Raw genomic sequence first — 13,279 nt, 5'->3', positions numbered from 1 at the left:
TCCAAATGAAGTATAAACGTTTTTATTATTAGCTGTTTTCATATAGATTGTTGCTTTCTTTACAAATACTTAAAAACAAAAATCTTTTGGTAAAGTGCCATTTTTTATTACCGTTCTTAATCCATGTTTCATAATCCAAGGATTAACAGGATGGTTTTTATCGAGTAATTCTCGCAACCATCGAAAAACGAGTTCTTTATCTTCTTTCGTAATATCATTAATGTGATTGGCTACAGATTTTTGAACATACTTAGAAGGGTCATTCATTAATGGCTCAAGAAGCTTTAAATTATTTCTGAAGTCACCTTTCAAAGCTCCTATTTTTTTTGCCCAAGGAAGTCTTGGCCTAGTACCTTCTGAAGCTAATCTTCTAATGTGGCTGTTTTCATCACGTAACCATTGCTGCAATATGTCTAAGGTTTCTTCATGGTATTTTTCAAGATAAGGACGAATGGCATATTCAGCAGTATTTCTTTTTGTTATTTCATACATTGCGTTGAATGAGGAGTCAAAATCGTTAAGCCCATATTTTTCAACGTATTTTGCGATAGGCATATACATATAACCCTTTGTAAATGTGCCGACTTCTGTTGTATTTTCTGGTCCTAATGTTTTCAGTAATATATGTATTGCTTCATTAAAATCTTTTTGTAATGCATTGTGTAATTCATCTGCTATTACTTCTATACGTTGCTTTAACTCTAAATTTTCAACTTTATATGTTACGGAATCTACAAAATTTTTTTTAGAGAAATTAGGAACGTGTTTAGAAATAGAATCAGCCATTTTTTCTGCTAATTCTTCGTTAAATAAAAATTTTAACGGAACATATTTACCCATTTTTTCACCCCATTGGTCGGATAAAAACAATGTTTATTTTTTAATCGACAACCCATACACCAACGTCTCACTTGGAGTCGTAATACTAAAACCAGTTGTTTTATAATCAAGTTTTAACGTACCACCAGTGTAGTCTTTCGTGAATGAGTCCATTTGTATAATAAGCTGTTCATCTTCATATACAACATCATCCGCATTATATGTATCCCAAATTAAATCAACATCAACAAAAATGCTGCAAGAGTTTGTCATAGTTCCTCTAATGCGAATGATCTTTTTGTCTTCACGTTCTAGTCTATGTATAGCTGCTTTTGCTTCATCAGTAATACGAATGTTCATGTAATCCCAACCTTTATTTATATTTCCTCTATTATTGCAAAAACAGGAGAAATAGGGAAGGGAGAAGCATTGCATTAAAAAAACGAGCAAACAATTTTGTTTGCTCGTTTTACTTTATTTCAGTTCACATTTATCAAGTGGAATGACTTTCGTTTTCTTAGTAAATTTATAACCTAACCATAGTACTAAGAAGAGTGGTAAACCGATGTAAGAAACGAGTACACCGTTCCAGTCGATAGATGCTCCTGTAAATGCTCCGTAGTTTTGACCTAAAATAACAATAACACAAAGTGTAAATGCAAAGATTGGACCGAACGGGAACCATTTCGCTTGATATGGTAAATCTTTCAAATCTTTCCCTTGTGCAATATAGGCTTTACGGAAACGGTAATGACTAATAGCAATCCCTACCCAAGCAATAAATCCTGACATCCCTGAAGCATTTAATAACCAAATGTATACAACACCGTCACCGAATAAAGAAGCGATGAAAGCGACGCTACCAACTACTGATGTTGCGATTAATGCGTTAACAGGTACACCGCGGCTATCTAATTTTCCTAAGAACTTTGGTGCTTTTCCTTGGCGAGCTAAATCCCAAAGCATACGAGTTGATGCATACATTCCAGAGTTACCAGCAGAAAGTACTGCAGTTAAAATAACAGCGTTCATAACAGAAGCAGCGAAGGCAACGCCCGCTTTTTCAAATACAAGTGTAAATGGACTTACTGTAACATCGCTTGCTGCAAGGCTTTCAGTCGTATAAGGAATTAATAAACCGATAACGAGAATTGCTAAAATATAGAATAATAAAATGCGCCAAAAGATAGAACGAATTGCTTTCGGAATATTGCGTTCTGGATCAGCAGTTTCACCAGCAGCTACTCCTAATAATTCAGTTCCTTGGAATGAGAAACCAGCAGCCATAAATACACCGATAATTGCCATGATTCCGCCATTAAATGGTGCATCTGCAACAGTGAAGTTTTTAAAGCCAACAGATTCGCCGCCCATAATTCCAAAAATCATCATAAAACCGACAATTAAAAAGATAATAATAGTAACTACTTTAATAAGTGCGAACCAATATTCAGATTCACCAAAACCTTTAACAGATAAATAGTTTAAGAGAAAAATAATAGCTAAACAAAGTCCACTCCAAATAAGAGAAGGGGTATCTGGGAACCAAAATTTCATAATTAATGTTACGGCCGCTAGTTCAGCTGCAATCGTAATCGCCCAGTTATACCAATAGTTCCATCCAAGTGCAAAACCAAGTGATGGATCAACAAATTTTGTTGCATAAGTACTAAAAGATCCAGTAACAGGCATGTAAGCCGCGAGTTCTGCTAAGCTTGTCATTAAAAAATAAACCATAATTCCAATTGCGGCATATGCGACTAATGCACCGCCAGGACCAGCTGAATGGATAACACCACCACTGGCAAGAAATAATCCGGTACCGATTGTACCACCGAGAGAAATCATCGTAAGGTGACGAGATTTTAATCCGCGTTTTAATTCACCTTGTCCTTGTGTAGTTTGCGTTTTAGAGGTAGATTGATTTGTTGCGCTATTCATGTTCAACACTCCTTTTCTTGTAGGTTAGGAAGGAGCGGGGGAGAAAAATACAAAAAACCGCCAAAGGAATTAGGCGGAACGTTTCACAAATAACCACCCCATCATACCCTTCCGTTAAGATAGCACACCACGTTTACACGGTAATTTTGTAAACGTGACAGTTCTGTTCCTTTCGGAGACAGCCCCAGCTCATATTTCCAGAGAAGAAATATAAACTTCGGCAACTTTTCCTTTCAAACGGAGTCAGTGACATTCGCTGTGTCTCGTCCATTTTACTTTTAAAAGTCGCAACCTCTACCTCATCGGATTGATGAGGATTTATATATTGCTAAGATATTTAATATATGGCAATTGTAATGACTTTCTGAATATATTGCAAGGAATTTTGTTAGGAAAAGTCAAAAAATATCGGTTATTGTATAGGAAACGCTTGCAAAACTCCACCCGAACCTACTATTATGTAGCAATAAGCAAAGAAAAAATTGTTATACAAATGTTTCGCAAAAAATATTGAAAAACCCTTTAAAATTAAAAGAAAATTCAGAAAATATAATTCGACATAACTATCAGAAGGGGATTATTCCTTAAATTCGTTTCAAAGAATAAGTATAAATTCGATAAATAGAATGAATATTCTTTTTATTTCTGATAAAATTGAGGTATTGTTTAATTGAAAAGGGGATATCATTATGAAATTAGAAACGGAAAGATTATATATAGTACCGTGTACAGAAGAATGGATTCAAATTGCGGATAATCAAGGATACAATAGTGGTCCGCATATTGTAGGACATATAGAAAATATGAAACGAGATGCGGCTTCATTACCGTGGGGACCGTGGTATGTTATTCGGAAAGAGGATGATGTTGTTCTAGGTGATATAGGATTTAAAGGGAAACCGAATGAGCAACATACGGTAGAAATTGGTTACGGATTTATTGAGAAATATTGGAATAAAGGGTATGCAACAGAAGCAGTTAGTGAATTAATGAAATGGGCTTTTCAAACAGGGGAAGTGGAAACGATTATAGCGGAGACACTCCTTGATAATTATAGCTCTATTCGTGTCTTAGAGAAATTACATATGAAAAGAGTAAATAGTACTGAAACGATGGTCAATTGGAAAATAGAAAAATAAAAAATACCGCTCGAAGTAAATCGGGCGGTATTATTATTAATTATGGTAGCATTTGTTTTTGATCTTTCGGATAGCCGGCTGTCGATACGTTAGAACGATTGGAATGATTACGAACAGCAATAAAAATAGATATAATAACGACAAGACCAACTGCAACGTAAGAAAGTGAAATAATAGTTGGATCTACTTTAAATGTAGTAAGCAGTGTACGTATATTCGTAAAGATAATAAGTCCGCCAACGAGTACGCCAAGTAAATGAGAAGGAACGATGCGTACTAACCATGCGGCGATTGGTGCGGCAACAATACCACCAAGCATGAGGGCAAATACCCAAACCCAGCTTACTTGTTCCCAGCCAAGTGAAATGAAAAAGCCAATCGTTGCAGCGAGTGAAACAGGAAATTCACTCGTATCTACAGATCCAATAACTTTTCTAGCTTCATTTCCTCTTGCAAGAAGAACAGGTGTCGTAATCGGCCCCCAACCACCGCCGCCAGTTGAATCGACGAATCCAGCGAATAAGCCAAGTGGTACAAGTTGTTTAGCAGACATACGCTTATTTGAAGAAACAATTTGTTTTTGAATGATGAATCGTAATAAAATATAAACCCCTAAAGTAAATAAAAATATGGAAATGTACGGTTTAATTACATCACCAGGTAAATTGCTTAAAAAACATGCCCCAATAAATGCGCCAATTGCTCCTGGTAATGTAAGTCTGGAAACTGTATATTTATCAACGTTTCCAAATTTGATATGAGATGCACCAGAAGCGGCGGTTGTAACGACTTCAGCTAAATGAACTGATGCGGAAGCTACAGCTGGTGCGATACCAAACATTAATAATAGTGAGGTAGACGTTACCCCGTACGCCATACCAAGTGCGCCATCAATCAATTGAGCGAAAAATCCAATAATAGCAAAGACAATTAATTTCTGCATAAATAATCCCCCTGTAATAATAAATGAAAAAGACACTTTTCCCGTATGAGAAAAGTGCCTTTGGTTTTTCCAATCAGCAATAATTAAATTTGTTTTATTATAATACACATTAATCGTATAAATCAACTGGGTTTTAAAGTTTTTTGAATTGAACGAAAGAAAAATAAAATATACAATAAAAGGATGGAGAGAAAGGGGAGAAAGACTATGTTAGCATTTGATCATCTCGTTCACGCAGTGCATTGTACACCGGAGGAAGCGGCAAAACAAATGCAGGAGCATGGATTTCATACTGCATTAGGCGGTGAGCATACGACTTGGGGTACTTGGAATAGTTTATGTTATTTTGATTTATCATATATAGAATTTTTAGCAGTTCAGCATGAAGAAAAAGCGAAAGAAGCAGAAAATCCATTAGTACAAGAAACAGTGGTGAAATTAAAAAATGGAGAAGGGATGCTACAAATCGCAATTCGAACAGATGCAATTGAAGAACTAGCAGTTAAATTTAGTAAGCACGGCTTACATACGATAGGACCATTTGAAGGGAAACGGATGAGAAAAGATGGCCGGCTTTTAGAATGGAAAATGTTATTTGTAAAGCAAGAAGAGAATGGACCGAAATTACCATTCTTTATACAGTGGAATGAAACGGATGAAGAAAGAAGAAACGATTTACGTAAAATAGGAACGATCACTGAACATAAAAATAAAGTACAAGAAATTGAAACGATTCATTATACGGTGAAAAATGTTCGAGAAACAGTGCGGAAATGGAAAGAAGTAATGGAGCTAACTGCAAATTCAATCATACAAAATGAAGAATGGAATGCTGAGTGTCAAAGTGTATCGTTTGGTGATGTTCATGTGCAGTTTTGTGAACCAGTTGGAGAAGGGCTAGTACTAGAACGTTTGAAGCATCATGGCGAATATCCATTTGCAGTGGAGTTTAAAGGGGAAAATAAACGAGAGTATGAAGTGTTAGGTAGTTTGTTCGTATATTAATAGAGGTGAGTTTTGTGGAAGAAATGTTAAGAGAGATAGAAAGAAAACTAGAGTGGTCACGTATTGTAAAATGTACAGCTATTACAAAAGGTTTTTCACATGAAGAGAAGTATAAAATTGACCTAGAGAATCGAGAAACTTATTTTGTAAAAGTGTGTGATTCTTCTAATTATGAACGAAAACAAGAAGAATATATGTATATGAAACAATTGGAGTTATTACATATTCCAACGCCGAAGTTAATTCATTTCATAAAACTTGAGGGATTAAATAAATGTGTTCAAGTATTTGAATGGACCCAAGGTGTAAATGGTCAAGAGAGCTTAAGCAAGCTATCGGTGGAAGAACAGTATAATGCAGGAAGAAAAGCAGGGGAAATATTAAAGAGAATTCACTCGATAGAAAGAGAAAGTGCAAGTAATAAATGGGAAATATTTAGGTGGAATAAGTATGAAAGGTACATAGAGGCATTAGCAGATTATGAGGTGAATTTTCTGGATTTGAAGCCAGTATTAACCTTTGTAGAAAATCATAAAGACTTATTGAAAAATCGGCCTATCACATTTTTACACGATGATTACCACCCAGCAAATAGTATGATTCATAATAATGAATTTATCGTTATCGATTTTAGTGGATATGATTTTGGCGATCCAATACACGATTTTTACTACAAGAATAAGCAAACCATTTGCGGTTGGACAAGTTCACGGTTATTGCGGAGGCGATCCGTCAATCCACTTTTGGAAACTGTATTCATTATATGCAGCGATGACATTCCCAGCGGATATCGTATGGACAAACCGAACTACACCACATTTAGTAGAGGATATGAAAGAAAGATTGAACCGAATTATAGAAGATCATAATCATTTTTCATCTTATATTCCAAAATGGTATCAATCACAACATGAGGATATAATAAACAATAAATAACGGAGGGATTCATTTGGATAAAATTGCGGTAATTTCAGATATACATGGTAATATTCCGGCATTAGAATCAGTACTGAAAGATATTAAATTAAGAGGAATCGAACGTATTATTTGTCTTGGAGATTTAGTAGGAAAAGGTCCGCATTCTAGCGAAGTAATTGAAATCGTTCGTAAAGAATGTGAAGGAACCGTAATGGGAAACTGGGATGATTTCATTACAAAACCGACTGAATTTGAAGCGTTAAAATGGCATCAAAAACAATTGTCAGAAGAACAAAATGAGTATTTAAGAAGCTTACCATTTTCAATCGAGTTTTATATGAGTGGGAAACTGATTCGTATGTTCCACGCTTCACCGAGAAGTTTGTATGAAAGAATTCAACCACATGCAACAAGAGAAGAGCGTATTAGTATGTTCGAAAATAGTGAGCTCACAGAGAATATAGAAGGGGAAAGAAAACCAGATGTCGTTTGTTACGGTGACGTTCATCAGGCGTATGTGCAAAATTTTAGAGGGAAAACGTTATGTAATGCTGGTAGTGTAGGTAATCCACTTGAAATTACACAAGCTTCCTATTTAATTTTTGAAGGAACATACAATGAAAAAGAAGCAGCAAGCTTTTCCATTCAACTCGTACGTGTACCATATGATATTGAACTAGCCATCAGACTAGCAGAAGAACTCGATATGCCAGAAATTGAAGAATACAAACAAGAGTTACGGACGGCTTTATATCGAGGGTTTAAGGGGAAATAAGGAAAATATAAATCAATAAAAATATATCTATCATAACTTAAAATATATCAACGATTTTTTTAAATATATCGATTTACCAACAAATAGCGATGAATTTAATTTACTGCAATTATATTATGTAAACAATATACAGGAGGGAATGTCATGCTCCGAAAACAATACATGAAAGAAATTGCTGATCATATTTTAAATTTAAATTTAACTCATCCAACAAGAGTTGGAGTGAGTGGTATTACAGCTTCAGGAAAGACAACATTTGCAAACGAACTGGCAGAGGAAATGAAAAATCGGGGAGTACAAGTAATACGCGCCAGCATTGACGATTTTCATAACCCTAGAGTGATTCGCTATACACAAGGCAAAGAATCAGCAAGAGGGTATTATGAAGATGCACACGATTATACAGCTTTCAAAGAAAGGCTATTAAAACCTTTAGGACCTAACGGGAATTTACAGTATGAAACGATTTCTCATAACTTAATAACGGACATCCCTGTACATAATACGCCGCTAGTGGCCTCGCCAAATATGGTGCTAATAGTAGATGAAACATTTTTATTGAAAAAAGAAATTGAGTATCTATTTGACTATAAAATTTTCATAGATACAGATTTTGAGATTGCGAGAAAACGTGGTGCAGAGCGCGAGACTGAGGCTTTTGGAAGTTATGAAGAAGCAGAGAAAATGTTTATAAACAGATATCATGCGGCTTGTAAGATGTATATAGATGAGCATAATGCGAAAGAATGTGCAAATGTTATATTTCAGAATAGTAATTTTGATGATCCGGTAGTTGTATTTAAAGGAATTTAAAATCTTTTATATAACAAAAAGTTCGTGAAAGGGGATGCGTCGGGTGGATAAAAAAGATAATCCGAACGATTGGCCTGTATGGGCGAATGAGTCAGTAGAGATAGTTAATGCAAATCCTGATTGGCAAGATAAAGGCCGATATGAAGAACGGCAACTTTATGAACTGCTTACTCCTCTCGGTATTAGCAAAGTAATACATATAGGAAGTACATCCATACCTGGTTTACCTGCAAAACCTATCATTGATCTAATGGCTGAAACAGACTCATTTGATAGAGTGCTCGATATTTCAGCAAAATTGGCTATATATGATTGGCATTATGTAGGCCCGGAATTAGATGAAAGACCTTGGAGAAGGTTCTTTGTGAAAGTGAAGAATAATAGGCGTGTAGCTCATCTGCATTTGATGGTTAAAGGAACTGAACGATGGGAGCAACAACTTTTATTTCGTAACCGCTTACGAGAAAATCCACAATTAGTTTATGATTATTCAAATCTAAAGCAAGAGTTAGCAAAAAAGTTTAACCAAGATAGAGAAGCATACACAAAAGCTAAAACAGAATTTATTAAACAAGTTCTAAAATGATTTAATTTTTGATTGTAACTACGTTTGAATATAAATGAAAAAAATACTTTATTTTATAGCCTAAACTTACATGAAATGCATGTAAACAAAGTGAGAAGCTTTGGTGTTCCAATGTATTTCCTTTTATTTCTCGGGAGAAATTTATATAATTGAATCAAGTTCATAGAAAGATAGGGACTAAAACTATATTAAAAGTCGACTTAATTTATGAGGGGAATTACAGGGGATAAGGCGAAAATAAGTTGAAAAACGTAAAAAGGGGACAGGGAATATAATGACAGAAGTGCTAGAACTAAAAGAAGAATTACAACAAATTCAAAATAATAATTATGCTGTGCCAGAAGACGTAGACGCATATCCATATGCACAGTGGATGTTAGATTATATCGGATCACCTGATGCTGAATTACGTGATGATTTGATTTATAGTACGCTTCACAAATGGATTACAAATGATGTATTTAGACAAAAAGAATTACGAGGATTAATGTTACAAGCAATTAGTCCTGATTATTTATTTTATAAAATTGGTGAAAAGGGCACAGATTCTGTTTTTAAACGTGCGTTCTCTGTTTTAATTCCACCACTTATTTTATCTGTTCATGAAAGAGAACCATTGTTATCTGAAGAACAACTGTACAGTGTAGCAGAACAAGTTCTGGAATATGTCTATTTAGAAGAAGATGTAAGGGGTTACGTAGAAGGAAAAGGCTGGGCGCATTCTACTGCACATGCGGCAGATGCACTAGATGCTTTAGCACGTACAATACAAAATCGTGAGTTTTCATATGCAATACTAGCTGCTGTTCGTCAGAAGATTCGATTGAATGACTACGTATACATACACTTTGAGGATGAGAGATTAGTAACGCCAATTATGTCGTTGCGTAACCAAAATATTTTAACTGAAGAAGAGTGGAGCAATTGGCTACATAGTATAGCAATTGTTGAAGACATCCCGCATCCTCAGCATGATATTTTAGTACAAAATATTAGAGCTTTCTTAAGAAGTTTATATTTCAGAGTTTTAGAGAAAGAGGGAAGCACGACCTTTACAGATGATATATTGGAGACTTTGGAGAAATTGCGTAGGTATTAAAAATGACCAATACTTTAGAAACAAAGAGAAAATAATAATTTTCAAAAATTTATTAGAAATTTATTTTTACATTGTACCCTTTCAGTATAAGTTGAAAGGGGTGTCAAATGAAAAAATTATTGAAGATAGGAAAGATTATATTTTTTGTGTGTATTAGCATTATTTTTCTTGGAATAGGCGCTGTATTTATATATCATAACTATCAATTAAGAATGGAATCGAAATTAATTAATAATGAAGGTGAACTTGTTAATTTCAATAATAAAAATGTGAATGTTTATAATGAGGGGAGCGGGAAGGATACGTTTGTATTTATGGCCGGATCTGGAATTGCCGCTCCTGTTTATGAATTGAAAGGCCTATATAGTAAATTTTCGAAAGAAAACAAGATTTCTGTAATTGAGAGAGCTGGTTATGGATACAGTGATGTTTTTCATGATGATAGAGATATTGATAAGATATTAGAACAAACGAGAAAAGCGCTTATTAGAAGTGGAAATAAACCTCACTATATTTTAGTGCCACACTCTCTATCGGGTATAGAGGCTATTTATTGGGCACAAAAATACCCAAGTGAAGTAAAAGGGATTATTGCGTTAGATATTGGTTTACCTAATCAGTACGTAACTCATAAAATAGACGAGGTTGATTCATTAAGAATAAAAGGAATGAATATTTTAACGAAAATTGGTTTTCAGCGATTAGTTCCTTCTATTACTTATAATCCCGAAGTAATTCAGCAATCCTTTTTAACCGAACAGGAAAAAAATATTTATAAAGCGCTCTCATATAAACAAGCTTTTAATGATGATATGAAGCAAGAACTTTTACAAAGTTACAATAACAGTAACAAATCTAATTCCTTATCATTCCCAAAAGAAACACCAATTTTATTTATAGATGCGATTGCTAGGGAAAATAAAAACTCGAAATATACAAAGCAAAAAAACAGAGATTATGAGGAGTTTGCTAGCAAGTTATTGATAGCTGATGTGAAAAAAATTGAAAGTACACATAGTATTTATTTACACGCTCCTGATGAAATATACAAACTTGCTACGGATTTTATTAATAATAAAGTACTGAAGAACTAAGCTATTGTTATTTTAGTGATGGAAGGTCTATATAATGAAAGAATATAACATATTAATTGTTGAAGATGATTTGATGATAGGAGATTTATTACAAAAAATTTTGCAGCGTGAGAAGTATAAAGTGTATTGGGAAAAAGAAGGAAAGAATGTTCTTGATGTAATTCATGAAATAGATTTAGTCATAATGGATGTTATGTTACCAGGTGAAGATGGTTATCAAATTACAAAGAAAATAAAAAATCTAGGATTAAATATTCCAATCATATTTCTATCAGCTCGGAATGATATGGATAGTAAACTAAAAGGTCTTATCATTGGAGAAGAATACATGATAAAACCTTTTGATCCTCGAGAATTATTGTTAAGAATTCAGAAAATGTTAGATAATCAATATGGTACTTTCACGCAAATTAAACATTTATTTATAGATGCAGAATATAAAAGGGTTTTCATTAATGGTTTGCGTGATGAAGTTGTGTTTACAGCGATTGAGCGTAAAATATTTTTCTATTTGTATGAAAATAGGGATAGAATTCTAACAAAAGAACACTTCTTTGATTACTTATGGCAACTCGAAGATAGAAATCAAAATATCATGAACGTACATATAAAGAAAATTAGGACCAAAATCGATGATAAAACAGGTAACATTATTCAGAACATATATGGAGAAGGGTATAGATTAAATACCTTTATGAAGAAATGAAATTAAAGAAGAAATATCAGTTACTACTATTCTCCGCTATTGTTAGCGTACCACTGTTATTGTTGTCGATTAGTATCTTTGTATCAGTTATTTATAATGTTGTCTTTAAAACTAAAAACAAAAACATTCCTTTTCACGAATCCTTTGCATATCCTACTATGTTAATCATATTTTTATTATCACTATTAGTATTAGCTTTTTTATTTTCAAAATCGATTAACTCATTATTAAATAAAATTAATGTATTAAATCAAACGATTCGAGATTTAGCAAGTGATAAAAAAATCCCTAATATAATAGATGTCAAAATCGATGATGAGATGGGGGAACTGATTAAATCAGTAAACTTGCTTATAGAAAGAACGACTTATCGAGAATTAGAACTACAACAACAGGAACAAATAAAAAAAGAACTATTAAATAAATTACGGCATGATATTAATACACCCTTAACTGCGGTTAGATTACAATTATATTATTTAGAAGGTGAGTACGAGGAACAAGCACCAGTACTTGAATCACTGTATGAGCAGATACAATATATAAGTAATTTAACTAACGAATTTAATATTCAATCTACAGAGACCTTAGAGAATACTTATATTGTGAACGATGAAGTGAATATACATAATTTAATAGAAAATATGATGAAAAAATGGAGCTATTTGTATAGCATTCATAAAATTGAATTAGTATATAATCCACAAGATAAAGAGTTGATATGGGATAGTAATGAGTTATGGATTCAAAGGCTATTCGATAATATTTTTCAAAATGTGCTTAAACATTCACAAGCTAAAAAACTCAAAATCATTATAGATGAAGATATTGTTTCCTTTAGAGATAATGGAATTGGCTTTGATATAAATGTCAAAGGAACGGGGATAGGATTAAAAAATATTGAAGATATATCAAAGATGTTCAATATAAAATACACTTTACAATCAAATAGTGAGGGGACGATGCTTTCTTTTAAAAACACTCAAAAAAATATATAAATTTCATTTTGAATTTCTAGTTTAAGCTTTATTAATAACGCCTATCATGTCGTTACGGAACCCAAACCTTTTTACTGAAGCAGAGGGGGATACTGCCTTTACAGATGATATATTGGAAACTTTGAAGAAATCGCGTAGGTTTTAAAAAAGGGGGAATATTTGGTCCATCACTCGATCCCATCATAAATGAGCATTTCAGCAAAGAATAAGAATTAAAAAAACGATCTTTTCTGTAGGTTCCTACAAAAAGGATCGTTTTTGTAGTTAAATTGAAATTTCAGACTAAATAAGATTGCTGTTAAAATAGAATGTTGATTTCTGCCGAGTGCTTTGGAATTTATGCAGTACTTCTGTCTTTTCGAGAAGATTTCTTTCTTCAAGTTTTGTTGCAATAAAACGATATATTACTTTTATTAGACTAGAAAAGAGCACTTCCATCTTGA

At 33.6% G+C, this 13,279-nt stretch carries 13 protein-coding genes, 1 pseudogene and 1 riboswitch; of the genes and pseudogenes, 10 read left to right on the top strand and 4 right to left on the bottom strand.

Features of this window, described 5'->3' with window-relative positions; genetic code table 11:
* Positions 1–69: 69 nt before the first annotated feature.
* The 3 genes from MKY90_RS15380 to MKY90_RS15370 form a co-directional block, all read right to left on the bottom strand.
* Positions 70–840, bottom strand: a complete 771-nt coding sequence (locus MKY90_RS15380; protein WP_098168622.1) for a DNA alkylation repair protein — start codon at positions 838–840, stop codon at positions 70–72.
* Positions 841–873: 33 nt separating this feature from the next.
* Positions 874–1,179 carry an iron-sulfur cluster biosynthesis family protein gene (locus MKY90_RS15375; protein ID WP_002013598.1) on the bottom strand — a complete coding sequence of 102 codons (306 nt, stop codon included), beginning with the start codon at positions 1,177–1,179 and terminating at the stop codon, positions 874–876.
* 114 nt (positions 1,180–1,293) lie between these two features.
* Positions 1,294–2,760, bottom strand: a complete 1,467-nt coding sequence (locus MKY90_RS15370; protein ID WP_002013597.1) for an amino acid permease — start codon at positions 2,758–2,760, stop codon at positions 1,294–1,296.
* Between the two features lie 112 nt (positions 2,761–2,872).
* A riboswitch (Lysine riboswitch) is annotated at positions 2,873–3,065 on the bottom strand.
* A gap of 384 nt (positions 3,066–3,449) precedes the next feature.
* On the opposite strand from MKY90_RS15370, the gene MKY90_RS15365 reads away from it, so the two are divergent.
* Positions 3,450–3,899 (top strand): GNAT family N-acetyltransferase, encoded by a 450-nt coding sequence (locus tag MKY90_RS15365; RefSeq protein ID WP_002127978.1) that lies wholly within the window; start codon positions 3,450–3,452, stop codon positions 3,897–3,899.
* Positions 3,900–3,939: 40 nt separating this feature from the next.
* Here MKY90_RS15365 and MKY90_RS15360 read toward each other — a convergent pair whose 3' ends face one another.
* A complete protein-coding gene (locus tag MKY90_RS15360; protein WP_002127976.1) occupies positions 3,940–4,842 on the bottom strand; it encodes a sulfite exporter TauE/SafE family protein in 903 nt (300 codons plus the stop codon).
* A 207-nt stretch (positions 4,843–5,049) separates the two neighbouring features.
* Between MKY90_RS15360 and MKY90_RS15355 the strand changes: the two genes are divergently transcribed.
* The 9 genes and pseudogenes from MKY90_RS15355 to MKY90_RS15315 all read left to right on the top strand — a co-directional run bounded on the left by MKY90_RS15355 (position 5,050) and on the right by MKY90_RS15315 (position 12,836).
* The gene (locus tag MKY90_RS15355) at positions 5,050–5,847 is read left to right on the top strand and encodes a VOC family protein (protein WP_002032964.1); all 798 of its coding nucleotides are present in this window, start codon (positions 5,050–5,052) and stop codon (positions 5,845–5,847) included.
* A 14-nt stretch (positions 5,848–5,861) separates the two neighbouring features.
* Positions 5,862–6,783, top strand: a pseudogene (locus MKY90_RS15350) (aminoglycoside phosphotransferase family protein).
* Between the two features lie 13 nt (positions 6,784–6,796).
* A complete protein-coding gene (locus tag MKY90_RS15345) occupies positions 6,797–7,540 on the top strand; it encodes a metallophosphoesterase family protein (RefSeq protein ID WP_002013591.1) in 744 nt (247 codons plus the stop codon).
* 144 nt (positions 7,541–7,684) lie between these two features.
* Positions 7,685–8,353 (top strand): AAA family ATPase, encoded by a 669-nt coding sequence (locus MKY90_RS15340; protein ID WP_341091758.1) that lies wholly within the window; start codon positions 7,685–7,687, stop codon positions 8,351–8,353.
* 43 nt (positions 8,354–8,396) lie between these two features.
* Positions 8,397–8,939, top strand: coding sequence for a GrpB family protein (locus MKY90_RS15335; RefSeq protein ID WP_002168100.1), 543 nt, complete (start codon positions 8,397–8,399; stop codon positions 8,937–8,939).
* Positions 8,940–9,213: 274 nt separating this feature from the next.
* Positions 9,214–10,038, top strand: a complete 825-nt coding sequence (locus MKY90_RS15330) for a DUF2785 domain-containing protein (RefSeq protein WP_033730745.1) — start codon at positions 9,214–9,216, stop codon at positions 10,036–10,038.
* 107 nt (positions 10,039–10,145) lie between these two features.
* Positions 10,146–11,132 (top strand): alpha/beta hydrolase, encoded by a 987-nt coding sequence (locus tag MKY90_RS15325; protein ID WP_341091756.1) that lies wholly within the window; start codon positions 10,146–10,148, stop codon positions 11,130–11,132.
* A 34-nt stretch (positions 11,133–11,166) separates the two neighbouring features.
* Positions 11,167–11,838, top strand: coding sequence for a response regulator transcription factor (locus MKY90_RS15320; protein ID WP_003190126.1), 672 nt, complete (start codon positions 11,167–11,169; stop codon positions 11,836–11,838).
* A complete protein-coding gene (locus MKY90_RS15315) occupies positions 11,835–12,836 on the top strand; it encodes a sensor histidine kinase (RefSeq protein ID WP_033734115.1) in 1,002 nt (333 codons plus the stop codon). Before MKY90_RS15320 ends, MKY90_RS15315 begins: the two co-directional genes overlap by 4 nt.
* Positions 12,837–13,279: the final 443 nt, after the last annotated feature.

Origin of the sequence: Bacillus sp. FSL P2-0099, from assembly GCF_038007445.1 — a bacterium.
GTDB classification, from domain to species: Bacteria; Bacillota; Bacilli; order Bacillales; family Bacillaceae_G; genus Bacillus_A; species Bacillus_A mycoides.
The sequence above is the reverse complement of the archived record's forward strand: the minus strand, read 5'-3'. Positions and strand labels throughout refer to the sequence as shown.